Source organism: Dysgonomonas hofstadii (genome assembly GCF_014196915.1).
GTDB classification, from domain to species: domain Bacteria; phylum Bacteroidota; class Bacteroidia; order Bacteroidales; family Dysgonomonadaceae; genus Dysgonomonas; species Dysgonomonas hofstadii.
Genome location: NZ_JACIEP010000004.1, coordinates 1 through 23911, shown reverse-complemented (window position 1 = coordinate 23911; position 23911 = coordinate 1). Strand labels below are relative to the sequence as shown.

At 40.0% G+C, this 23911-nt stretch carries 21 protein-coding genes, 1 pseudogene and 1 riboswitch; of the genes and pseudogenes, 15 read left to right on the top strand and 7 right to left on the bottom strand.

The window, feature by feature from the left end; genetic code table 11:
- Positions 1–184: 184 nt before the first annotated feature.
- Complete coding sequence (locus tag GGR21_RS06200; RefSeq protein WP_183306333.1) at positions 185–1102, top strand: hypothetical protein; 918 nt, start codon at positions 185–187, stop codon at positions 1100–1102.
- Positions 1103–1146: 44 nt separating this feature from the next.
- Here GGR21_RS06200 and GGR21_RS06195 read toward each other — a convergent pair whose 3' ends face one another.
- On the bottom strand, positions 1147–1329 hold the full coding sequence (locus tag GGR21_RS06195; RefSeq protein WP_246348018.1) for a tyrosine-type recombinase/integrase: 183 nt from the start codon (positions 1327–1329) through the stop codon (positions 1147–1149).
- A 289-nt stretch (positions 1330–1618) separates the two neighbouring features.
- On the opposite strand from GGR21_RS06195, the gene GGR21_RS06190 reads away from it, so the two are divergent.
- The 11 genes and pseudogenes from GGR21_RS06190 to GGR21_RS06140 all read left to right on the top strand — a co-directional run bounded on the left by GGR21_RS06190 (position 1619) and on the right by GGR21_RS06140 (position 12611).
- The gene (locus tag GGR21_RS06190; protein ID WP_183306332.1) at positions 1619–2848 is read left to right on the top strand and encodes a site-specific integrase; all 1230 of its coding nucleotides are present in this window, start codon (positions 1619–1621) and stop codon (positions 2846–2848) included.
- 11 nt (positions 2849–2859) lie between these two features.
- Positions 2860–3618: pseudogene (locus GGR21_RS06185) on the top strand (phage integrase SAM-like domain and Arm DNA-binding domain-containing protein); the annotation flags it as partial.
- Positions 3619–4175: 557 nt separating this feature from the next.
- Complete coding sequence (locus GGR21_RS06180; RefSeq protein WP_183306331.1) at positions 4176–4709, top strand: dihydrofolate reductase family protein; 534 nt, start codon at positions 4176–4178, stop codon at positions 4707–4709.
- An 85-nt stretch (positions 4710–4794) separates the two neighbouring features.
- Positions 4795–4865, top strand: a riboswitch (Fluoride riboswitch).
- A 163-nt stretch (positions 4866–5028) separates the two neighbouring features.
- A complete protein-coding gene (gene eno / locus GGR21_RS06175; RefSeq protein WP_183306330.1) occupies positions 5029–6309 on the top strand; it encodes a phosphopyruvate hydratase in 1281 nt (426 codons plus the stop codon).
- 9 nt (positions 6310–6318) lie between these two features.
- Positions 6319–7071: a 2,3-diphosphoglycerate-dependent phosphoglycerate mutase gene (gpmA, locus tag GGR21_RS06170; RefSeq protein WP_183306329.1), complete on the top strand. Its 753-nt coding sequence runs from the start codon at positions 6319–6321 to the stop codon at positions 7069–7071.
- A 98-nt stretch (positions 7072–7169) separates the two neighbouring features.
- Entirely contained in the window at positions 7170–8420 is a 1251-nt protein-coding gene (locus GGR21_RS06165) for a voltage-gated chloride channel family protein (protein ID WP_183306576.1), read from the top strand.
- Positions 8421–8428: 8 nt separating this feature from the next.
- A complete protein-coding gene (locus GGR21_RS06160; protein ID WP_183306328.1) occupies positions 8429–8779 on the top strand; it encodes a DUF190 domain-containing protein in 351 nt (116 codons plus the stop codon).
- Between the two features lie 15 nt (positions 8780–8794).
- Positions 8795–9235, top strand: coding sequence for a universal stress protein (locus GGR21_RS06155; RefSeq protein ID WP_183306327.1), 441 nt, complete (start codon positions 8795–8797; stop codon positions 9233–9235).
- Positions 9236–9269: 34 nt separating this feature from the next.
- Positions 9270–10100 (top strand): RteC domain-containing protein, encoded by an 831-nt coding sequence (locus GGR21_RS06150; protein ID WP_183306326.1) that lies wholly within the window; start codon positions 9270–9272, stop codon positions 10098–10100.
- 367 nt (positions 10101–10467) lie between these two features.
- Positions 10468–10797, top strand: coding sequence for a helix-turn-helix domain-containing protein (locus GGR21_RS06145; protein WP_183306325.1), 330 nt, complete (start codon positions 10468–10470; stop codon positions 10795–10797).
- A gap of 134 nt (positions 10798–10931) precedes the next feature.
- Complete coding sequence (locus GGR21_RS06140) at positions 10932–12611, top strand: DUF6035 family protein (RefSeq protein WP_183306324.1); 1680 nt, start codon at positions 10932–10934, stop codon at positions 12609–12611.
- A 73-nt stretch (positions 12612–12684) separates the two neighbouring features.
- Here GGR21_RS06140 and GGR21_RS06135 read toward each other — a convergent pair whose 3' ends face one another.
- The 3 genes from GGR21_RS06135 to GGR21_RS06125 all read right to left on the bottom strand — a co-directional run bounded on the left by GGR21_RS06135 (position 12685) and on the right by GGR21_RS06125 (position 17482).
- Positions 12685–13212 carry an antirestriction protein ArdA gene (locus GGR21_RS06135; RefSeq protein WP_183306323.1) on the bottom strand — a complete coding sequence of 176 codons (528 nt, stop codon included), beginning with the start codon at positions 13210–13212 and terminating at the stop codon, positions 12685–12687.
- Positions 13213–13775: 563 nt separating this feature from the next.
- Positions 13776–15884 carry a type IA DNA topoisomerase gene (locus tag GGR21_RS06130; protein ID WP_183306322.1) on the bottom strand — a complete coding sequence of 703 codons (2109 nt, stop codon included), beginning with the start codon at positions 15882–15884 and terminating at the stop codon, positions 13776–13778.
- A 35-nt stretch (positions 15885–15919) separates the two neighbouring features.
- On the bottom strand, positions 15920–17482 hold the full coding sequence (locus GGR21_RS06125) for a DUF4099 domain-containing protein (protein ID WP_183306321.1): 1563 nt from the start codon (positions 17480–17482) through the stop codon (positions 15920–15922).
- Between the two features lie 286 nt (positions 17483–17768).
- Here GGR21_RS06125 and GGR21_RS06120 point away from each other — a divergent pair, with 286 nt between their 5' ends.
- The 3 genes from GGR21_RS06120 to GGR21_RS06110 are packed head-to-tail and all read left to right on the top strand — an operon-like array spanning position 17769 to position 20006.
- Entirely contained in the window at positions 17769–18251 is a 483-nt protein-coding gene (locus tag GGR21_RS06120) for a DUF6650 family protein (protein WP_183306320.1), read from the top strand.
- Positions 18252–18255: 4 nt separating this feature from the next.
- On the top strand, positions 18256–19440 hold the full coding sequence (locus GGR21_RS06115; RefSeq protein ID WP_183306319.1) for a HEPN/Toprim-associated domain-containing protein: 1185 nt from the start codon (positions 18256–18258) through the stop codon (positions 19438–19440).
- Between the two features lie 17 nt (positions 19441–19457).
- Complete coding sequence (locus GGR21_RS06110; protein WP_183306318.1) at positions 19458–20006, top strand: DUF7738 domain-containing protein; 549 nt, start codon at positions 19458–19460, stop codon at positions 20004–20006.
- A gap of 36 nt (positions 20007–20042) precedes the next feature.
- Here the strand turns inward: GGR21_RS06110 and mobC are convergent, their stop codons facing one another.
- The 3 genes from mobC to mobA are packed head-to-tail and all read right to left on the bottom strand — an operon-like array spanning position 20043 to position 23806.
- A complete protein-coding gene (gene mobC, locus GGR21_RS06105; RefSeq protein WP_183306317.1) occupies positions 20043–22052 on the bottom strand; it encodes a conjugal transfer protein MobC in 2010 nt (669 codons plus the stop codon).
- Between the two features lie 32 nt (positions 22053–22084).
- A complete protein-coding gene (gene mobB, locus GGR21_RS06100) occupies positions 22085–23371 on the bottom strand; it encodes a conjugal transfer protein MobB (RefSeq protein WP_183306316.1) in 1287 nt (428 codons plus the stop codon).
- 3 nt (positions 23372–23374) lie between these two features.
- Entirely contained in the window at positions 23375–23806 is a 432-nt protein-coding gene (gene mobA / locus GGR21_RS06095) for a conjugal transfer protein MobA (protein ID WP_183306315.1), read from the bottom strand.
- Between the last annotated feature and the right edge of the window lie 105 nt (positions 23807–23911).

The window sequence follows — 23911 nt, the reverse complement described above, 5'->3', positions numbered from 1 at the left end:
ACTGTTTATTTAAATAAAGTTGTTAACTTTTTAATTTGCCCATTATTCATACCTGAATACAAAAAAAGAGTGAATAAAGTTCAACATCTGTTTATAATATTCTGCAAGTACTGATTATCTTTTTCTTTAACTATTTTGCTTGCATAAATAATTGTCATTATATTGCCATTCTACATTAAATAAAATGCAACAAGATAGACGATTGGGAAGTTTTTTAATATCAGCAGTTGAAGGGAATGCTTTTTCTGTACTGGATAATATTAAAGAATCAGTTCGTAAAATGACAGAACTGGTTATAAGTTTTTATGATGATGGCAGCTTTGGCTATTATTGCTCTAAACCACAAGATATAGAGAAGTTATCCAAACAATTTGACTGGTTGCTTAGTAAAACCCGCATAGATCAGTCCGGGATTGTTACCGGAAAGGGTTATTACCGAACCCAACGATTTACAGCTCTCTTCTGGCAATGTCCTTCATTTGAACGCAGCCGCGAAATTGAGCACATACTAGACAATACCTGGGCACCATTATCATACGACGACAGTTATTTCCCGGATAATGTATCTTTAACGCATTTTGAAAAAGACGGATACAAATGTTATTACTTATATGACTATTACCGGAAATCCACAAGACATCTTCGGTCAGATCATGAAAAAAGGGCCAGGAACCTGATTTATAAAATGAAATATGGCTGGACAAGCCATGACGCAGTCAAACGATTGGCATTTGCTATGAATTTACAGTTCCCGGAAAATATGCGGACGAAAAATCACCTCATCATACCCATACATGCCTCTGACCCTGTTGAATCTTATTGGAGATATGCTGAATTCTGTAAACTTCTTTCCTGGTATACAGGAATACCAAACGGTTATGATGTTATAAAAATGATCGGTCATAAGTTACAATCAGGTACGAAAACGAAAATTAATATTGATCATCTCGAAATCGACAGGGATAAACTTATGGGTAAATACATTTACCTGATAGATGATGTATATACAACGGGAACATCTTTTTCAACAATGGTTAAAGAACTAGGACTGACTAAGGGGCTAGTCGTAGGTATCTTCTTAGGTAAAACCAGTTTAGAATAATACAAATCGATAAAACATCGTCGTTGATAAGAATATTTTAACCGCTAATCAAATATACCATTCTGCTTACTGACAGCATCCTTCTTAGCTTGGTCAATTATTCTGGCGTAAATTTGAGTCGTACTGATCTTAGTATGGCCTAATAATTTTGATACAGTTTCAATAGGTATCCCTAAACTAAGATTTAAAGTAGCAGCAGTGTGCCTAGCACAATGAAAAAAACACAAGAAAAGGGATATACGCAAATCGCAACACTTCAATAGGTAACAGTCTTGAAATTAGCATATTTGCTTAGATTTAGGAAGTTCGTAAAATTGGAATCTAAGCAAATCTTAGACAGACTTCAGTTACTAAGTCGTTAACCTCTCAGTTACTAAATTAAAACAGGTAACAAGATGCGAACAAATGAACTTCTTATGTTCTGATTTGCTTATAATTACGCACTAAAGAGCACTTATATAACAAGTAACTTTGCCGTTGCAAAACAACGGCAAAGGATAATAAAAATATAAGTGTATGAAAACAGAAAAATTCAAGGTATTACTCTACCTCAAAAAGAGTAGTCCCGACAAATCGGGTAAAACTCCGATAATGGGACGTATCACTGTCGGCAAGTCGATGGTACAATTCAGTTGTAAACTTTCTTGTACATTTTCGCTATGGAATCCGCGTGAAAGTCGGTTGAATGGAAAAAGTAAAGAAGCCATAACGACCAACGCTCAGTTGGATAAGTTGATGCTTTCCATCAACGAAGCCTACGACACATTCATTGACCGGAAACAACCTTTCGATGCCCAAGCCATCAAGAACTTATTTCAAGGAGCAATGTCTGCTCAAACAACTTTATTACAACAATTCGATAAACATATCGAAAGCGTTAAAGAGCGTATTGGCGTTGATCGTTCTCCCAGAACACTTCCCAATCATCTCTATACCAAACGAGTTGTAGCAGAATTTATCAAGGAAAAGTTTAATGCTTCCGATTTGGCTTTCGGTCAGTTAAGCGAACAGTTTATCCGAGACTTCCAATCTTTTGTATTGGAGGATAAAGGACTTGCACTTGATACCTTACGACACTATCTGGCAATCCTAAAAAAAGTTTGCAAGATAGCTTTCAAAGAAGGTAACTCGGATAAAAACTATTTTGCTTATTATAAGCTACCTAAACAAAAAGAAAGTACACCTAAAACCCTCAGTCGGGAAGATTTTGAGAAAATTCGGGATTTAGAAATTCCTGAACGTCGCCGATCACATATTATTACACGCGATATGTTTCTGTTTTCCTGTTACACGGGTACTGCCTACATTGATACGGTATCCGTTACCAAAGATGATTTATCAACGGATGATGATGGTGCATGGTGGCTCAAATACAAGCGGGGCAAAAACGGACAACTTGCCCGTATCAAATTGTTACCGGAAGCCATTGCCCTTATTGATAAATATCGGGACGATAATAGGGAAACACTTTTCCCTATGATACATAACGGAACGATTAAAAGAAATATGCAGGGCATACGCATTCTTGCAGATGTCAAAGGGCGTCTCCACTATCACATGAGCCGTCATTCCTTTGCCAGTCTGATTACACTCGAAGCAGGTGTACCCATCGAAACAGTATCAAAAATGCTCGGTCACAGCGACATAAAAACAACACAAATTTATGCCCGTGTGACTCCTAAGAAGCTCTTTGAGGATATGGATAAGTATATTGAAACAACAAAAGATTTAGTATTAACCCTATAATATCAACAATCATGCGTAGTACATTTAAAATATTATTCTACATCAACCGCAATAAAATAAAGTCCGATGGTACTACTCCTATTTTGTGCCGTATCACGGTTGATAATAAACAGACCGTTCTGACAACCGGAATCTATTGTGAACCGAAGGAGTGGAACAGCAAAAAAGGAAAAGTGCGAGACGGAGCAACTAATCATAAATTAGATAAACTTCGGGAACGTATCGAACAGACCTATGAAGAAACACTTAAAGAGCAAGGTGTTATCAGTGCAGAATTACTCAAAAATATAATTTTAGGAGTAAATAGTGTGTCCACGTCTCTTTTACAGGCAGGTGAAGTGGAGCGTGAACGACTAAGAAAACGCTCACTGGAGATTAATTCAACATCCACCTACCGACAATCAAAAACAACCCAGAGCAATCTGCGTGATTTTGTCCTTTCGCAGGGGATGGATGATATTGCCTTTTCAGATATTACAGAAGAGTTTGGAGAATCGTTCAAAAGTTTTCTGAAAAAGGATTTAGGCTATGCTACAACCCATGTGAATCACTGTCTATGCTGGCTGAACAGGTTGGTTTATATTGCAGTTGATCAGGAAGTGTTAAGAAGTAGTCCGATTGAGGATGTGGAGTATGAGAAGAAAAATCCTCCTAAATTACGGCATATTACCCGAAATGAGCTGAAAAAGATCATGGATACTCCAATGCCCTACGAACGACAAGAGTTGGCTCGCAGAACGTTTATCTTTTCAGCCTTTACAGATGTTGCACTAATGTGGAGTAGATTATATATCAAATAGATATAGTGCAAAAAAAAGAAATAGGTAACGATTTAGAAACTAAATCTGCACGATTAGAATGTGCTGGTTTTCATCTCTCAAATAACCTAGTACAAATATACGCATTTTTATTGAATCCTATTGTTTTTATCGGATTTTTGTACTACACTTCAAAACCTTTATCATAACAACGTACTCATAAATAATAGTATAAGAACAAATTGCACCTCAAATTACCTATAATTTGGCTGGAATCATTATCTTTGCGCACATAAGAAATTAAAAAACAGGAGCATATATTAAGTTGCTTCTGGCATATATAACATAACGTTCGCTGAACGTCTCGATGTAGAAAACTGGTAATTTTCAAAAAGAAGAGACAGATGCGCAGTGTTCATGCTATGCGAAAGTATAGCGTGGCATTGCCTGTTTTCTTCTTTGGGTATACCAGTACCTCTACGTCGGAGCAGTGTAATTGCCACGCTTCTTTTTTTTGCGTGTTATCAGCGAATTAAGCAGAGATTTAATAACGCGTAAAATTAAAAAGTATGAAAAAGATTATCCTTTACATAGCTGCATCCATCGACGGCTATATCGCCGAAGCTGAAGGCTCTACTGAATGGCTCGAAGATTATCCCATAACGGAAGAAATGAATTATGGTTATAACGAATTTACGGCCTCGGTCGATACAATCATTATGGGTGGACGTTCCTACCGGGAAGTGTTGAATATGGATATTATTGGACATTATAAAGACCAGCAGATATACGTTGTAACTCGCGGATGGACAGAGAGAACTGTTGACAATGTGGATTTCATCACGGACAACGTAATCGACCGCATCAGGGAATTACGCAACGGCGAAGGGAAGAATATCTGGTTGTTTGGCGGAGGTAAATTAACCGCTATACTCTTGGAAGCCGATCTGATAGATGAAATGCGAATTTGTTATATTCCTGTGATTCTCGGTGAGGGCATACCCTTATTTCCCAAACAACCTAAAGAGTCAAAGTGGAAATTGATAGAAAGTAAAACCTATAATTATAAAGTATTAGTGGTTGAATACCAAAGGCAATTATAAGTCTTAGATAAATATCATTGGTTCAGAAAAGAAAATTTGATTTTCCAACTCTATATCAAAAACATTTTTTACTTTTGTACTGTTATATCACAAAGGGAATGGGACTTCCCTGTTATAAACCGCTAATTTAGAATAGCTGATAGTTCCTGCTTAACTTAATCAACAATGATTATGAGCAGGGATTTTGTATTTATATACCACAGTATTAGCGGAACAATCCAAATTAGAAAGTATATCGGAAATATAATCGCTCATGCAAGTTTTTGCATGGGCTTTCTCTGTTTATTCCTGAATGTTTAACAATAAATAATTTCAAGTTATGAAAATTACAAAAGTAGAAGCTTTAGAGATTCTCGATTCAAGGGGTAATCCCACAGTAGAAGCCAATATTACATTGGAGGACGGTACACAGGCACGGGCAATGGTTCCCAGCGGAGCATCTACAGGCGAACGCGAAGCAACAGAACTGCGCGATGGCGATAAAAACCGCTATGGCGGAAAAGGCGTACTCAAAGCCGTAGAGAATGTAAATACCATTATTGCCAAAGAAATCACAGGCAAATGTTTTCATAGTCAGCGTGAATTGGATTATCTGATGATTAACCTCGACGGTACGCCAAACAAATCGAAACTCGGAGCCAATGCCATCCTTGCCGTGTCTATGGCATATGCCCGGGCTAAAGCATTAAGTACAAAAACGCCTCTTTATCAATATTTAGGTGGTAGCAATGCCTATCTGCTTCCTGTACCCTGTATGAATGTGATTAACGGAGGGAAACACGCCGATAATAATGTGGACTTTCAGGAATTTATGATTGCTCCACATAATGCACCTACGTTTCGCGAATCTATCCGTATGGGTGAAGAAGTATTCCATAGCCTGAAATCTGTTCTGAATAAAAAAGGGTTGAGTACTGGAGTTGGCGATGAAGGAGGTTTCGCTCCCGACCTGAAATCAAATGAAGAAGCTGTCGAAGTTATACTTGAAGCTATTGTAAAAGCAGGGTATAAGCCCGGTGAAGATGTTAGTATCTGCCTCGATCCTGCTACCAGTGAATTGTGGGAAGACGGTAAATATAAACTGTTCAAAAGCACAGGTAAGTTCCTTAGCAGCGATGATATGATAAAGATGTGGGAAAACTGGATAAGGCAATATCCTATTGTGTTGCTCGAAGATGGTCTTGCAGAAAACGACTGGAACGGCTGGCAGGCTCTTACGAAAGATTTAGGTAATAAAGTTGAGTTGGTAGGCGATGATATATTTTGTACCAATAAGAAGATATTACAGGAAGGCATTGATAAAGGGGTTGCCAATTCTATTCTTATCAAACTGAACCAGATAGGAACCGTGACAGAAACATTGGAAACAATGGAGCTGGCTAACAAGAATGGGTATAATACTTTTATCTCCCACCGCAGCGGAGAAACAGTAGATACTTTTATTGCCGACCTAACCGTAGGGCTGAATGCCGGTCATATAAAGACTGGTAGCGGATGCCGTGGCGAACGTATCGAAAAGTTTAATCAATTTATGCGAATCGAACATGAATTGGCCGAAAACTCGGTATTTGCCGGAATTAAAACATTTAAGAACAGATAACAACCGGATATGAGTAACAAGAAGATTATCCTAGTCCGACATGGAGAAAGCCTGTGGAACAAAGAAAACCGCTTCACAGGCTGGACGGATGTTGATTTAACCGAAAAAGGCGTTGAAGAAGCTATTGAAGCAGGTAAGCTGCTTAAAAGCGAAGGCTTCCATTTCACAATCGCTTATACATCAGTTCTGAAAAGAACGATCAAAACAGCAAACCTCATTCTTGACCAAATGGATCTGGACTGGATTCCCGTATTGAAAACGTGGCGGTTGAACGAAAAGCATTACGGCATACTGCAAGGATTGAATAAAACGGAAACAGCCGAAAGGTTTGGGGAAGAGCAGGTGATGAAATGGAGGCGCAGCTATGATATTCCGGCTGAAGCTATAGCTTCCGATAATCCTCGTTCTCCTTACCTCGATGTACGTTATAAGGATGTGCCTAAAGTATATTTACCATTGACCGAATCGCTGAAAGATAATGTAGAAAGGACATTGCCGTATTGGAAAGAAGTGATTTTCCCTTCTTTGATACAGCATGAACAGATTTTGGTTGTAGCGCATGGTAACAGTTTGCGAGGTATTATCAAATATCTGAAAGATATTCCCGATGATGAAATTGTATCGCTGAATATGCCGACAGGCATCTCCTATGTTTTTGAGTTCGACGATGACATGAAACTGGTAAAAGATTATTTTCTCGGAGATAAGGAAAAGATAAAGGAACTTATGGATGCCGTAGCCAATCAGGGAAAGAAAAGTTAAAGGATTCTTTTTATTGTAAGGTGGGCTAACCTGAAAAATTAGTCCACTTTCTTTATGTAAATAATAATATGCACAGAACAAACCGATATAAAAGGTTGATGATAAAAGTAGAGCAAATTCCATTATTGTTCTACTTAGTGAAATGGCTGGCAATAACACTTGTCGCAGGAGCACTCATTGGCTCTGCGTCAGCGTTGCTGTTGGTATCGCTCGAATTAGTAACAAATTACCGGGAAAGCCATGTATGGATAATTGCCTTGTTGCCGGTAGCAGGACTACTTATCGGATTGATGTATCATTATTGGGGTAGCAGTGTGGCTAAAGGAAATAATTATCTGATAGAAGAAATACACTCGCCTCGTGATATTATCCCGTTCAAAATGGCTCCACTCATTTATATAGGTACGGTTATAACACACCTTTTCGGAGGATCGGCAGGGCGTGAAGGAACCGCCGTACAGATGGGAGGTGCTATCGCCGATCAGTTTTCCCGTATATTCAAGATGAGGCAACGAGACCATAAAATTATGGTGATAGTCGGGATCAGTGCCGGATTTGCTTCTGTTTTCGGTACACCATTGGCAGGTGCAGTCTTTGCTTTAGAGGTAATCATTATTGGCAGGATACGTTATGAAGCTATATTGCCGAGTTTCCTTGCCGCAGCTTTCGCACACCTTGTCTGCCATGCTTGGGGAGTGGCTCACGCACATTACAGTATTCCCGATGTTCCCGAATTGAGTGTTGCAAATATTTTATTAGCTATAGCCGTAGGTTTGCTATGTGGATTGACAGCGATGCTTTTTTCGCATATGGTACATTTCTGGTCGAAACTGGCAAAAGATAAAGTTAAGTATGCACCCTTGCGTCCTTTCTTTGGTGGAGTCGTTATAGCGATTGCCGTATGGGGATTGGGAACAACCAAATATATTGGTCTGGGAATACCGACTATTATAGAATCATTTACTGTTCAGCAGGAATGGTACGGTTTTTTATTGAAAATATTACTAACAACATTTACTATTGGTATGGGATTTAAAGGCGGTGAAGTAACGCCATTGTTCTTTATCGGGGCAACTTTAGGAAGTGCCTTGTTTGGCATCATACCTCTACCAATGGCATTACTGGCGGGGATGGGATTTGTAGCTGTATTTTCGGGAGCGACAAACACTCCGATAGCCTGTACGCTAATGGGTATTGAATTATTCGGTGCTCAAAGTGGTATTTACATCGGTTTAGCTTGTGTGCTATCATATATGTTTTCGGGACATACAGGTATTTATGCCTCGCAAATTGTGGGAAGCCCCAAGCATCTTATTTACGGAAAAAGAAAAGGTCAGACACTTAAATAAAACAGAAAATGACAGAGGATATAACAATACGCTTTTATTTTGAGCATGGAAAAAAGGTTAAAGGATTGTCCTTTTTCAAGAAACTATTCCATCACAATTTTTCACATTTTATGATAAAGGAAGCGAAGCAGGAAGGAATAAAGCAAGCTATTTGCTTCAATATCCCGGCAGGTTACTTATCGCATCATAAGAATATTCAATGGGGACATGCGGAAGTTACACCTTTGAATCATCCGCAATGTATAGAATTGACCGACAATGAAGATAAAATAATGGCTTTCCTGCAAAAACACAGGGATCAATTATCAGATACAGAGGTTATAATTGTAAAAAGCGAAATACAGGTTTTAATATTTTAGCCTAAGAAAAGGAATATGAATTACAAGAAAATACTAATCGCAGTGGATAGTAGCGAAAATTCGCTACTTGTTGCACAGAAAGGATTTGAATTGGCCAAACAACTAAAAGCAGAGTCAGCACTGGTTTTTGTTGTGGATAAATCGAAAGCAGTAGGCAATCCCGATGCCGGAATTATGCCCAATGAGGCATTAATAGTATTAAAAAAAGAAGCCCAAGATACTTTAGATCAGTTAATCCGTTTGAGTAATCAAAAACAAGATACAATTAAATTCATGCCCGAAGGCTTACCAAAACAGGATGTTCTCAAAACATCTGAATTATGGGAGGCCGATTTGATAGTGGTAGGAATACATGGCAAGAGTGGATTTAGCCTTTGGGCAATGGGAAGTACAACCCAACATATAACCTTACATTCTTTAATACCTGTTATTGTAGTCCCAGTACATAAAAAATAAATTTGCATGAAACCTCACAATTTAAAATAGAAATATGCTGCGATTTACTTCCCGTCTTAAAAAAGAGGTTGATGCAGAAATTGAGAAAATAGAATACTCGGAAATTAGTTCAATGACAAAGTCATTAGAAGCGTCCCGTGTACTTAGAGAGGCATACACTCAATTAAAAACATTTATCTTATCATATAATTTTCAGAACGAGGAAGAAGAAATCTTATTCTTTAAGGAAATTAAGCCCAGACTGTGTTTCCGCCTGATCTATTACCGCAAACTATTTAATGTCGAATTGGATCGGCCTACCGGAATAGACAGACAGCGGGAATATTTAAACGATTTATTAAATGGCATAAATAAGTATAATAGTAAGCGGCTCGATTTTATTCGCTATTACCGATCAGGTTCTTCTCATTTCGATTCTCTTTATTTTTTGCGGGGGCAAACAGATACAGAGCAATATATGGAAACGTTCTCTTATGAATTTGACCCTAATTTTACAACAAACTGCGATTTTAAAGTAGCTAAAATTTTAGCGAATGATATGCTTTCCGATTATCTAATGCGGGAAATAGAAGCATTAAATGACAACAACAATAAAATAATGAGTTCATTCGGTTTCCCTGCCATCAAACTGACATGGAAAGGATCAAAAGCCGAATTGCAGGAACAAATCTTATCTTGGGATAGCGATAGTGCATTTGGCGATGTACCGCTTACTCAACTTCACAATTACATACAAAATGTATTCAATATCCAGTTGGACAGTAATCTTTCGCGGGTTCTGGACGATTTGAAGATACGATTATCCCCTACACCATATATTGACAAATTGAAAAAGGCTTTACTTCGGCGTATGGGTCGGGAGTAACAATACCGGGGTCGGTATTTATTCCCCAGATACCCGATTTTGATGCTAATTCAGGTCAAAATCGGGTATTTTATTATATAAATCGCTTATATCGTAAAAATACCGACCTTTTCACGTTTTTTTTCTTCTTGATTTTGGGGAAAAATTACTTTTTAAATTGCTGTAAATAAATTATTTACAAAAAATATTCAAACAAAATCGTACCGACCCCGTTATCAACGATGCAAAAACAGCTGAACTTTGCAGAGAATCAAATAGTTGCAGACATGAAAGTAGTAATCATAGAATCGGAAGCATATAAAAAGCTGGTGCAGAAGATCGACCGGATATATTCCTGTGTAAAAAAGCAAGCAAAAGGAGGCAAGCCATGAGTGAGGACGACGAATTAAGAAATTTCATGCGAGAGTGGTTTGAACGCTTCATGGGTCGCTTCGACCGATTGGATAAATTTATGGATATAATGAGCGGACGACATAATGTATTGAACGGCGAACGGCTTTTGGATAATCAGGATTTGTGCCAACTGCTGAACGTCAGTAAGCGGACATTGCAACGTTATCGCTCGGCGGGTGAACTGACTTATATAACCATTCATCACAAAATATTTTACACAGAGAAAAATGTAGAAAAATTCATCCGCGAGCATTTTTCCGAAGGTGATAATAACAGCGAGAAAGAACCTGAACCATCCGGTTAGCTTTTCTGATTTATCCATTGTTAAGCCCCATACTGTTGTGAAACAGTACAGGGCTTGTAATTAAAGATGACGATGAATAACTATTGGTTTTCAATTATTTGCTATTTTTGTAAATAGTGAATTGAATTATAGTTATGGCACGTTATGACCGCTCAATAAAAATCGCATTTGACAAGACATCAGGAGAAATACTTGATGCTGACGAAGTGTTTGATATAACTAAAGATGCCTTTGAGATAAGAAAAAAATACCATGAGAAAAACCTTATCCTTTCCTGTTGTGAATGTGAGCAGGATTTAATGGTTTCGGGAAGTAAATATGACAGATTGCATTTCAAACATAAACCGGGACACGGTTATTGTATTTTAGCTGATGGAAAACTAACACCGCAAGAACACGAAAAATTTACGAAAATATTAAAATCCAAAGAAAGTGATAGACACAAAGAACTTAAAAACAAAATTGGAGAGCTTTTAAAAAGCGTACCCGACGTTGATGTAAGTACTGTTTCTATTGATAACAGGTTTATTGTCAAAGAAGATGGCAAAAGAAAACCTGATGTTTATTGTAAATTTCGAGATAAGGAACTTGTATTTGAAATTCAACTCTCAGATTTATCACTTGGCTACATATTAAGTCGTTATGAGTTCTACAAGAAACACGGGATGTATTTAATTTGGATACTTGACAATTTTGACATACATAATCAAGGAACATTAGAACGAGATATAAAATATCTAACTAAGTATGAAAACTTTTTCAAACTTGATGAGAAATCAGAAATGCTAAAACTTGAATGTGAATACAAGTTTCCATTTTTGACTGATGACAATAAACTTCTTACGAAATGGCTCAAAAAATCTGTTTCGTTAGATGAGTTAAAATTTGACAGCGATGTTTTTCAAGCGTTTTTCTACAATTTTGGAGATAATAAAGCAAAAATTGAGGCTCGACAAAAGAAAAAAGCTGAAGAAATTAAAGAATGTGAAAGAAAAAGACTGGAACAAAAAAGACTTGAAAAAGCAGAAAAAAAGGTAAAAAATATAATTGCTAAAATTGCTGACTTCCGAAAACGGAATGTTCAAGTCTTCAATATCATTTCAGACGAGCTTGAAGAAATGAGCGATTTCGAAATTGACGTTTTGAATAAAAACTTGAATTTAAAAGGAAAAGTAACTGATGGGAAACCGCCTTTAATCAAATGGATAGACGAAGCTGAACAAAAAGACGTTTCTTTTCTTGAATTTATTCTAAAAGCAAAAGAAATTGAATTTGATATAAATACGGCTGATAATATCGGAAGAACACCATTGCAGGCAATATTTGTCAATAAGAATATTCATAAATACTTACCAACACTATCTTTATTTCAAGCTGGTTACAAACTAACAGAAAATGACAATCTAACCCTTTCGGAACTTCACGAAAAAAAAGAAATATCGGTTGTCGATTTTTATATTTATAAAATCTACAATAATTTAAATGATAGAAATCTTGTTCCTGATGTGTTCCGATTTTCAAAATTGATTTTCATTATAGAGTCTGCACGTCAAGGCGAATTGATAACATTTAACTATAAAGGGAATAAATGGGTTGCTTTTGCAAACAATGCAATTCAATATTACAGCGAGTATTGGGAATATATAGAATTAGCATTTAAGCGATTTGGACTTTGGGATAAACTAATCCAACTTGACACAAAAAATACTTTTCAAAGGAAAGTAGAACAATTTTACTCAGAAATGCCAATACAAAAATATGATTTTGACGAGGTATTTAATGATCTTTATCCAGAATTAGAGAATACACTTTGACAATCTCCAGATTGATAGTGACAGACACTAAAAAAGGCGGATTGCTCCACCTTTAAACCGTTTTCGGCAAGTATTATGAATGACGGAAAACGTAACCGTCATCGAACCAGTAGTCGGTCATAAACAAATCGCGGGCGAACTTTTCATAGTCGAAATAAGTTTTTGCAAATTCCGGTAGGTCGTAGCACTCTTCAACGACTTCATACGCATAATCTTCTTCATCCTTGTATGCGCCCTGAAAGTCATCCTCGAAAGAGGAAATCAGGTCATTTATATCTTTAGAACTAAGGTCGTAGCTTTCGTGGTTAAGCCAAACCTCGAATGCCGCTCTTTTATCATCGTCCATATCCTCTATGGCTTCGATAACTTCAAATATATTATCGGACAGCCAGCTTTCCCCTATAAGACCGGAGGGTATATATTCCCAATCCTGAAACATCAATTCCGGGTCTTCCTCGTCTTTGTGTAACTCGCGGCAAGTCTCGTAAAATTCATCTTTATCGGAATAATCTGAAAGGTCTAACCACTTACCGAAAATTGAACCTTCATTATACTTAGCGTAAGTACCTACATAAATCCGTGCTTCTGATATATTTTCCATAACCTTAACTTTTTAATCGGCATCTGCCGGGTTGATTTTTTATTCAGGTGCATTTCCGGTGTAGGAATTAGGGATGTCAAGTATTCACGGATAAAATACTACCCTGAACTTATATGGTGTGGAGATTTTTTCGGGAACCTGCAAGGCTTTTGCTTTACTTCCCGTTAAGATTCCGTAAGCACCTTTGCACCATGATAGAAAATAACCCACCGGGGCAGATGCCGTATGTGTTAAGGTGGAAAATGTAAGATGCCGGATTTTTAATGCTTACGCCTATGAATGAAGGTGCTTATTGGGAAAGTGATCTTTCATAACCGATAAGGAAGATGAACGGTTGCCGTTATTGATAGACGAAGAAGAACCTTTAATAATAAGGATTGGGAATAAAACACCCTGCGTATTGGGGAAACAATGCCGCTATACTTGTTATGCGAGCCTTACGGTATGGACGAAAAAAAGGCATCCGAAGCCTTGCCCCGGATGCCCACCACTAAAAGATCAATGTTAAACGACTATTCCGAATCGTAAAACAAAGTCTTTCAGTGGCAAAGATAGTGAAGATTTTACTTACTCCGTCGTTTTTTGCTACCGCCTTTATTTTGCGGAAACTCAAAGACGGTTTTATAGTCCGCATCGAATTTGACCACTGCATCGAATGTATTTCCGGTCTTACTGCTTTGGAAACCTTTTATAAGAGCGGTTTTGCCGTTCATTAAAAGGTCTGTCAGCTGCCCGTCCGTCAATTCCTTTTTAGCAATGGAACGCCACACGGTAAGTTCGCAGCATTCATTTTGACATTTGGCGACTTTCCGGTAGATAACCACATTCCCGCTCTTGCATTTCGGACAGGGGCATGATTGTCGGTTATCCTGCCTGTCGAAAGTCATATCCAGCAATTCAGACGTTATTTGTGAAGCATAAACTTCTATTGCTTTATGAAATGTAGATGCCTCCATTTCGCCCGCAGCAATCTTATTCAGGGCTTGCTCCCATTGCCCTGTCATGGCAACGTCGGCTATCTTTTTATCTTTTACAGCCAGATAGACTATCAGCCCTTTGTTGGTCGGAACAAGGGATTTCTTTTCCCTTACGATATATTCACGGGAAAATAGCGTTTCAATAATGGCTGCGCGAGTAGCGGGTGTTCCGATACCGCAATCCTTCATCGCTTCGCGTTCTTCTTCGTTCTCTACTTCCTTACCTGCACTCTCCATCTCCGCAAGTAATGAACTTTCCGTATGAAGCGGTCGGGGCTTGGTCTGCTTCTCCTGAATTTCGCAATCGCGAACAGATAGGCTATCACCTTCAACGAGGGCGGGCAGAACTGCCGTATTGTCCTCGTCGTTTGGCTCGTCTTTGAAATTAAACACTGACCTCCAACCGGAGACGAGCGTAACGCTTCCTTTGCAGGAAAAGTGTACGCTGCCCGCATCAAGCGAAACGGTGGTGTTCTCTTTGATGCAACCCTCGCCGAAGGCTTCAAGCATACGCCCGGCAACCATATCATAAATAAGCTGTTCATCTTTGGATAATCCCGAAGCGGGATCTTCCGTAATAATCAGCGCATGGTGGTCGGTTACTTTACTGTCGTTCACACTACGGGTATTAAGCGTAGTGTCGAACCTGCTGTCGATATATGCCCCGAAAAGCGGATGTGAGCGGAGCATAGCGATCAGGTGTGGTATTTCCTCCAGTACATCTTCGGAAATATAGCGGCTTCCTGTTCTTGGGTAGCTGATTTTCTTTGCTTCGTATAACGCTTGTGCTATTGTCAGCGTTTTATCTGCCGAAAATCCGTATTTACTGTTGGCTTCTTTTTGAAGCGTGGTAAGGTCGTACAGCAAAGGTGGTTCTTGTTTAACCTCTTTGCTCTCCACGCTTGTAACGGTAACCGTTCCGGCAGCCTTTACCTGTGCAGTAACTTCTTCGGCAATGGTTCGGGTAACGAACTTATCTACCGAGAGAGCGGGAAATGCGACAGCATTTTTTGCCGTATGCAGCTTCAAACGGAAATAGATCTGCGGTTTGAAGTCCTTGTTTTCAAGGTAACGGCTGCAAATAATCGCCAGTGTCGGGGTCTGCACCCTGCCGAGCGACCAGACACCATATCCGGCGGAGATAGAAAGTGACTGACTTGCATTGATACCTACGAGCCAGTCAGCGGTACTGCGTGCTTTTGCCGAAGCATAGAGGTTATCGTAATCGCTACCCGGACGAAGGGTTTGGAAACCGTCACGGATAGCACGGTCGGTAAGTGAGCTTATCCAAAGCCTTTCAAACGGAAGGGTGCATCCTATATATTCAAATATATAGCGGAATATGAGTTCCCCTTCCCGCCCGGCATCGGTTGCCACGATGATACTGTCCCCGCGATTAAACAACTCCCTGATTACTTTAAGTTGTTTCATTACGCCGGGGTCGTTCTTATACTCCTTACCCTCTTTTACCTGACGGGGCAACAGCTTAAATTCATTGGGGAGTATCGGCAGGTTTTCCCGCCTGAATCCTGCAATACCGTAATGCTCCGGCATGGCAAGCCCTACCAAATGTCCGAAAGCCCATGTAACGGCATATCCGCCGCCCTCTATATAGCCGTCTTGTTTGTTGTTTGCGCCGACTATGGCTGCTATACTTTTAGCCACAGACGGTTTTTCCGCAATTATAATTTTCATTTCAACATTGATTTTTTAGTGGTTGATAAATCGGATTACATTTTTCGCCCTTTCCCTTTCTTCGGGGCGGCGGGAGATTGTTGTTGCTTTTGCTCCTTTTTCTCCGCCTGCTTCTCGGTAGGCTGCGATTGACCTTTCTTTAGCGGCTCGGTAGAATGCTTGGTCGCTTCGTTGGTCTTACCCTCGTTATTGACCGCTACCTGTGTTTTGCTTTCGGCGGCGGGTTTCACATTCTGCCCGGCTACCGCTTGCTTTGCTTCAATAGCCCGTACCTGATCGGGATGCTTGCTGCTATGGCGAACTTTACCCCTGTCTTCGTCAATCCACACCCACGCATTGTACTTTTGCCCTTTCTGGTCGGTGGCTTCCACTTTCTGCGCTCCCGAAGCATCCGGCTGTTGTTGCTTGGACTTTTGCGCCTGCATACCTTCGACAAAGACAGGCTCTTTGTTACACAGCTTGGTAAAATCCTCCCGGCTTAACTGTACGCCGCCCTGTTTGGAGTAAACCCATATCTCACCGAGTTTGCGGGCTTTGGGTATCTTCTGTTCCTGTTCCTCTCCCGCTTTCTCGCCCTGCTTGGCTTGGCGGTTTTGGTTGAACTGCTGGCGTTGCTCATCGCTGAACTTAAAATCGAAGTTTTTGTTTGCGGCGTTGAACTGCACGAAACGGGAAATTTTTTCGGGCTGTTCGCCTTGTTTGACTTTCTTGTCCATGCCCTCTATCCAAACGGCTTTACCCTCTTTCAATCCCTGTTGCTGTTCGGGGGAAAGTGGAGCGTTTTTCAAGGTCTGCGGGATATAAATATCCTTCAATGCCACCGCCTCAAAACGATTTGTCATTTTGTCAAGGGAGATAAGCGAGGGAACTTTTTCGCCTCCGGCTACGGGTTCAAGGTCGAACACACGTCCGCCGTGTCCTGTCTTTTGGAATTGTTCTTTATCCTGTTCGGTAAAGGCTACGCCCATAAAGGGTTTTTCAAAATCGGGCTGTTCCTGCTTGGGGTGGGTAATGATTTTGATACTGTCTTCCTGTTTCTCCAACGATAAGCGGGCTTGCATGGGAAGCTCCTGCCCGTCGATCACAGGCTTGATTTCGACCAATCCGGGCGACTTATGCCCGTAAACCATCGCTTTGAGGGCATCCTGCAATTTATCGCCGGAAAGACCTAATTTCTCAACCTCTTTCCAGTCGAGCTTATTCAGGTCTAAGGGTTGAAACTTACCTGTAAGTTCTACCTGTATCTGTACCTTCATATTACCGTCGAATTTGATACGGTACGGGTCAAGCACTTTGTCGGTGTGGTCGATACGGATAATTTTGTCGAGGAAAGCCGCTATTTTATCTGCGGCTGACAGCCCGACAGCATAAACACCCGTATGTGAGGGATGCTTGAACTGTGCCGCAAATTTCTTAAAGAAGTTCTCCAACGCATTGCCGTTGGTGTCGATCTTCATAAACTGGTCGGCATTCTCTTTCTTGGGATCGACGGTTTTCACCTTGCCGTCCTGTTCCCCTGCGATGACTTTCAATTTGCCATCTTCGCCCTGTGTCAGTAAGACTTTAGGCTCTTCATTTTTTACTTTACTTTCGTCCATAATAAATATGTTTTTATTCTGCATTAACATTAATGCAGAACGAAAGTAAGCCTATCTAATGAATTGAATGCAAGGTTTTAAGATGGTGGATGCTTGTGTCCGGGGTTGTCTGGGGTGAAGTTGAAAATCAGGATGTTTTTTCCTCCCGCCTTTGTCATTTAGAACATAAATTTTCAGTAGAGAATTGTATTGAATTAGAAATGTGAAAAATTATGGTTTCAAATTTCTTAAAAAAGCCACTTAATTAAAGTATCTTTGTGGTAATCAAAGACTAAAATTGAGTAATATGTTATCATTTAATGATATTAAGGAACGATTAACAGGTATTAGTTGCCCCTTTTTCGGAATATCTTGGAATCCGCCTGAATCAGACCGTAAAATTGCACATAGAGTAATTCGCTTTTTGGAAGATAAACGGGTTTTATATAATCCCTCGGATTTAGAAGTACCCAGACATTGTGTAGAATCTGTTTGTAGAATTAGAGAATATCTTACATCTGAAATGCAACAGATAGATAGTGATTCAAACCTGTATTCGTACTTGAAAGCAATGCGAATCGCCTGCCGAAAATTCTTGAATAGGTTTAGTTCCAAAGATGATCGTTTTTTAGACGAAGCAAGGTATAATGGCAATTTTTCAAGTTGGGTATTTGGTTCTGCATTAGGAGAATTGCGCGGAACCTTTGGTAATATGGTTGCTCAAATATCGGCAGCTTATGGAGTAGATATTGAGGATGATTTAGCTACAATAATTCCTGAAAAAGAATAGTGTTATGGGATCAATGATAACATTAGGAATAGGAGAAATGGAAGTTGATTGGGGCAAAAATTGGTATTTCAACGATTATTCAAATTTATTTCTACCAGCTGATGAAAAAGATATTCCTTATTATTATGCTTATGATATAATAGAATATAAGCCGGGATATTCCAGAAAAATGAGTAAGATAAAAGATAGATTGGAGTTATTGGGTTATTCTATTCATAACTTGCGAAATATCTATCAAAAATATTTAATAGATTACTTTGAAGATTATTCTGCTGTATCTCTAACATATGAAGAATTATTAAATATTTTCTCAAATATTTCTATTAAAGATTATAGGGAAAATCTTGATGATGCAGTGAGAAAATACGCAATCGAACACATTCTTAATCACAAATTATTTGAGCCATTAAGAAAGCCATACTCTGATGATTTCGCTTTTGATTCTGACCATTTTTTTGAAAATTTTGATGTTAAGTTTCTTCTACGTTTATTAATGGAAAATCCCCAAAATTTAGACTTAGATTTGGAATGGAGGACAGCAGACGTAATAGAAGGTGGATATGTGGACGAAGATTCTATGTGTATAGGAATAGATGATAGTGATAAATTCTTAATAGTAACAGAAGGTAGTTCCGATACATTTATCATAAAAAAAGCATTAGAAATACTGAAGCCTGATATTGCCGATTTTTTTACTTTCATTGATATGGAAGATAATTATCCATTTAGTGGTACGGGAAATCTATTCCGTTTTTGTCAGGGATTGTCGAGTATTAAAATTCAAAACAAAGTATTAGTTATTTTTGATAATGATTTAGAAGGTGTTAGTAACTTTAAGAAAGTGCGAAAATTGAAACTACCTAAAAATATGGGAGTAATGAAACTTCCAGACTGTGAATATTTCGAGAACTTCACAACGGTAGGTGTTTCTGGAGAATCTCAGCAAAATATCAATGGACGAGCGGTTGCCATAGAGTGTTTTTTAGATTTTACAAAAACAGAAAGTTCCTCTCACCGAATAAGATGGACAAATTATCTCAAAGATTATAATGATTATCAAGGCTCTCTTGAAAATAAAGAGAACTATGTTAAACCATTCAAAAAGATACAGGATAAAATAGGGTATGACTTTTCTAAATTAGAAATATTAGTAAATGCAATTTATCAAAATTGCATCCGACTTGTGTAAACAATAAAAGGATCAGTATGGAAGAACTGAATATTAAGATAGAATCAGAATCGTTTTCTATAAATGGGATTGAAATTAAAAATAGTATCACAGAGAATAAACTGATAAAGGTGATAGGTATTCCTGATAGAGAAGTTAATAACAGACAGGGGTATTTATTATATAATGGCACTTATATCTATGATAGACTTGGCATGACCATAGAATTTTTCCATGGAAAAGGCTCTTATATGGAACTAATTTTCACACCAAAACCATCATTTGTTGGACCAGAAAGTATACCTCATTGTATATTTAAAGGTTCCCTTACCATAAATGGGATAGAAATACCTCGTGTTGAGAAGAATAAAGAAAGTCTTTCAAAGGATTATATAAAAAAACTTAATCAAGTATTTGAAATATTGAATGGTGGAAAAATTTTATCAAAAAGAATTGACCGACACTATTGTATTGTAAATAATATTAGAATAGGATTTCAGTTTGACTATCAGAAAACAAATGGACTTGAAGCTATCTCACTTTCATTTGAAACTCGTAAGTCAAAATTGAAGAAAAACAAACTATGATTCGGAGCCGCATTTCATTTTGCGGCTCCAATTATACTATTCCTCCTTCGGCAACAAATGCCTTAGATTCTCATCATTCCGAATCCGCTCCAACTCATCAGCCACAATCTGTTTGGCTTCCGCTTTGATGCGGTCGTAATTCTCCTTAATCATTTCCTTCATGCGGTCAACTCCGTTTTCATCTACGAAGTTGGTAATAACGGGGATTTTTTTGTACACTTTCGTTTCGGCGGCTACCCGCTCGTTATCGACTACGATTTCACAATGAAAAATCTTTTGCTCTATCCGTTCATCGAAATTATCTGCTATTGCACCCACGAACATACCCTGTGTCAGATTAGATATTTTGGATGGTGGTATCAAACTATCCATCTGCGTAGAAATGGAAGTCGATTTATCGTTCCGGTTAATCGTCATTGACTGGCGTTTCTGTAATACTTTCCCGAAACGATCGGACAAGGTTTTCGCCGTATCGCCGACTACCTGCCCGGAAAAGATATTTCCTACGGTGTTCATCACGACCGCCGCTTCCTTATCGCCATAATCGCGCTTTAGCTGCGAAAAGTCCTGAAAGCCGAGCAGCACAGCAACTTTGTTGCTTCGTGCAGTGGCTATCAGGTTATCCAAGCCTTTGAAATAAATAGTCGGCAACTCGTCTATGATAACCGAAGATTTAAGCTGCCCCTTTTTATTAATCAGCTTCACAATGCGGGAGTTATACAATCCGAGTGCCGCGCCGTAGATATTCTGGCGGTCGGGATTGTTACCAACGACTAACATTTTCGGGTCGTCCGGGTTATTAATATCCAGCGTAAATTCATCGCCGCTCATCACCCAATATAGCTGTGGGGAAATCATACGGGAAAGCGGAATCTTCGCCGAAGCTATCTGCCCCTGTAACTGGTCAGCCGCACCAGATTTCCATGCATCCATGAAAGGAGAAAGGTAGTTTTCGAGATCAGGATATGAAGTTAAAATCGGAAAAATATCCTCGTAGCTTTTGTTCAAAAACTCTATCGCATGGGGAAACGTGCAATACTTTCCGTCCTCGTAAATCCGCAAGTACCAAATAATAGCCGCGAACAGAATAATCGGCGATTCGACAAAAAAATCGCCCTGTTTTTGTACCCACGTCCGGTTCAAGTTGAGCATAATCGTATATGCCGATTCGTAAGCATCCGAAATATCATCCATGAAAGAAGGATTAATCGGATTACAACGGTGGCTACGGCTGGGATCATCAAAGTTTATCACGTAGAAAGTCGGCGTTTTCTCGTAACCGTCCCTATTGTTTAACAGGTGGTTATAGGCAATAGTCGAGAGGTCGGGAAACTTGAAGTCATAAATATAGCCTGTATAACCCTTCTCGATTTGCTGTTTTATAAACTGGTTTACTACGGCATAGGACTTGCCGGAGCCGGGCGTACCCAATACAATAGCTGCCCGGAAAGGATTTACAACGTTAATCCAACCTTTCCACTGCTTCTTCTTATACCAAAATTTCGTAGGCAGGTTGATGGAATAATCGTTTACCATGAGTTTGGTTTCCTGCATGAACGATTCGTTTTCCGTATTGAAAACATCGTCCATCATATTGTTTTTGAGTAATCGGCTTATCCATGTTCCCGCCATCAGGAGCAATATGTAGCCTACCGAAATGGTAAAGATATACAGCCCTGCATTGGCGACCGAAGGTAGCGGCAATGCCAACAGCCACCAGTTCAAAAAGAACAAGGGGAAGCCGATACCGAGGCATACATAGATTTTACCCCATGTAATCTTTTCCTCTTTCACACCCTTAGTTCCCAGACAAGAAAGGGCAAGGAACACGACCGCAAAGATTTTTGTCCACAGGATATTTGTAAACAGTCCTGCGGTACGATTAAAATTCATCAGGATTTTATCGACTACCCCGATATTGATTCCCCACTCATGTACTGCCTCATAACAGAACCAGTACACATTTATCACTACAAATAAAATGGAGAGTGCACGCATAAAGTCCATGACCTTAGCCAGACCTCTCAAATCATCTTCATTCTGCATAATTGTAAAAATTAAATTGTTAATACTTCATTTTATAACTGCCTGCCATACCTGCGCTTTTTCTTTTTCCTGCGTTTTATGGTCGGCTGGTTGTTGTCCTGTCCTCCGGCTTCGGGAGTAAGGACAGATAACAGGCTGCCTGCTGCATCCTCTACGGTAGAATGTTCGGCTTGTGGTTGCTGTTGCTTGCCGGTAGCAGGTTGTTCTTTTTGTTGCACATTATCAGTCTGCTTTGGCGATTGTGTTTGCAGATCCTCGCGCTGTTCTTGTTGTGGCGAATTATCTGCAAAACGTTCGTTCAGGACGTTCGCCGAAAACTCCTTGCCGAGCCGTGAACCATTGAGAACCACCCGCTGGTTGTGGTCGATAAACGTAGCCCCGAATATGCGTCCCTCATTGTTGCGCCGGAGAACAAGGTCGATACCTTTTTCCCGCAAAGCCGCTCGGAACTCGCTTTCTGTGCGGGAGCTTTCGAGGGACGCGGAAACAGTAGCACGGGTTTGCCCCGCTATGCCGTCAGCTTTAATCGTTTCTTTCGATGTGCCAAACTTCGCTTCCAACGCTTCAATACCGAGAGCCTTACCGAACAGGGAGGATTTTAGAGGTTTACCGACACGGTTGCCCTTATCGTCCAATGCCGAGTAAACCAATCCCCGGTAAGGCTTGCCTTTGTTTTCTCCTTTGATTTCCTCTACTCCTATATTGTATAAGGAAAGCAGGGCGCGGTATTCTCCGAGCGTTTGGAAACGGTACATCCCCGAAAGCGGTTTTAGAACGTTCGCCAGCTGTTTCTTTAGATTCCCCTGGCTAACGTTTACCGGAGCAAGCTGCCACGCCTCGCCCTGCTTCTGACCTTTAGCGGGAATCAGGTTATATTTCCGCTCCAAATCTTCCACAATAACCGCGCTGCGCCGTTTCTCCATTTTGTCGGGAACGGGCCTGCCGTTGGGCTGCACCCGTGAGCCGACAATGTGGATATGCTGCCTGTCGATGTCCTCATGTTTGAAAATCATGTAAGGCTGCGCCCCATATCCCAAGCGTTCCATATACTCACGCCCGATCTCCGATAGCTGTTCATCGGTCAGCTTATCGTCCGGGTGCGGATTCAGTGAAATGTGGATTGCGGGATTTTTAGTTGTGATATGTGCGGGCATCAGGCGTTCAAAATCTGCCATGCTTGCCCCCATACTGAACACGCCATCGGCAGGTTCAAGTATCAGATTTGTACCTAAAACCTTGCCTAAACCCTCGTCCACTTTCTCCTGATTGTAGGAAAGTGCGCCGTAGAGGTTGCTTCCATGAGAGATTTTTGCGACCATCTTTTAGAGGTATTTCGCCTTAAACTGCTCGCATAACTGCATCACTTCTCGCCCGATTCCCGCCAGTTCTACGGTCGCTTTTTCTAATTTATAGAGCAACGCCAACGCTTTTTTCTCCCCGAAATTGGCGTGCAACTCCTTTACGATTTGGTTGTAATTCACTCCCACGCTCCGAAACTGGCTGTGCAATGCGGTCAGTTTTGCAGTAAATTCGACTGCCGATGCGTCCGTTTTTACTACCCGGAACTCATCGCCAAAGATGCGGGCACAGATAAAAGCAGACAGCGAACTCACGCCTGACTGCTCGAACATGGCAAGGAATCCGGCGTGCTGGGTGTCCGTCAGGTTCACCGTCAGCCGGTGCTTTGCCGGGTCGTTCTTCGGGGGTCTGCCCCCCTTTCCCCGTTTGCGGGGTTCTCTTTTTTCTTCGTTCATAACATTAATCTTTTAGTGGCGGTCACAGACCGATTTATTATTTACCCGTTACGCGCTATGGGGCATGGTGCGTATTTATTTTCCCGACTTCGGAGAGGAAAATCC